Annotated in this window: 1 protein-coding gene; it reads left to right on the plus strand. The window is 40.7% G+C overall.

The genetic code is table 11. The annotated features are described in order from the left end of the window. A partial coding sequence (locus tag DO88_RS03830) for a transposase (RefSeq protein WP_033040497.1) occupies positions 1–892 on the plus strand: 892 nt, incomplete at its 5' end. Positions 893–1,090 lie beyond the last annotated feature (198 nt).

Consider the following 1,090-nt stretch of genomic DNA (forward strand, 5'->3'; position numbering starts at 1 on the left):
GAAAACAGGCAGTAAAGGCAAACCTGTTAAAAGTAATATCACTGACCCTGATAGCGCGAAGATGACGACCTCAAAAGGGACAATTCAAGGCTACAACGGCATCGCGATTAATGACGATAAACATCAGGTCATTCTGCAAGCACAAGCGTGGGGTTCGGTGGGCGAACAACAAACTCTGCAGCCAGCTGTTACGCAGTTAAAACAACAACTCGCTAAACTCAATACAGAAAAAATGGCAGATAAACACACCATCAAATTCACCGCAGACAGTGGGTTTAACAGCGAAGTGAACCTTGAATATATGGCGAAAAGCGGGTTCGATACCTACATTGCGGATAATCAGTTTAGAAAACGAAATCCGCTGTTTAAAGACAGCGAAACATACGAAACAGAGCAAGAAAAGCGTCGATTAAAACGCAGTAAAGGCAAGCCACGATTATTTACCTCAGACGATTTTCATTATGATGAAGCAACCCAAACATGCCGCTGCCCAGCAGGTAATGATATGTGGCGAAGTGGTATAAATGTAAAAAGTCACAATCAGCAATACACGCGATTCTGCGGTTACTTAAAAGACTGTAAAGCGTGCCCGCTACAACAGCAATGTATGCGAAAGCCGCCTATTAAAACAGGGCGACAGGTGCAGTTTATAAATAATGAATCACGCAAAAAGCTGAGCTATGTAGACAAAATGAAAGTAAAAATAGATAGCCCCATAGGGCGACGACAATACAGTAAGCGATTAGGCTGTATTGAGCCAGTGTTCGGAAACATTACAGTGAATAAAGGGATGAATAAATTGACCTTACGGGGTCAAACGAAAGTGAATGCGCAATGGCAACTGTATTGCCTTGTTCATAATATAGAAAAGCTGCAAAACACGATGCATTAAGAGAGGCAACCCCTTTTAAGCCAAGATAAAGCCACTGAAACACCTGTAAATCCTTCCAAAACGCCAGTTAAAACAATACCAAACCAGCTTTTATATTCTATGAAAAATACAGTAATCGATTGAACCAAAATAGGAACTCAGCTATGGTTTGTTTATCAATAAAAACAAATAAAAAACGAGTTAATCTACAGGCTCGTT

The sequence above is a fragment of the Pseudoalteromonas sp. S3431 genome (genome assembly GCF_000690035.1).
GTDB lineage: Bacteria > Pseudomonadota > Gammaproteobacteria > Enterobacterales > Alteromonadaceae > Pseudoalteromonas > Pseudoalteromonas fuliginea.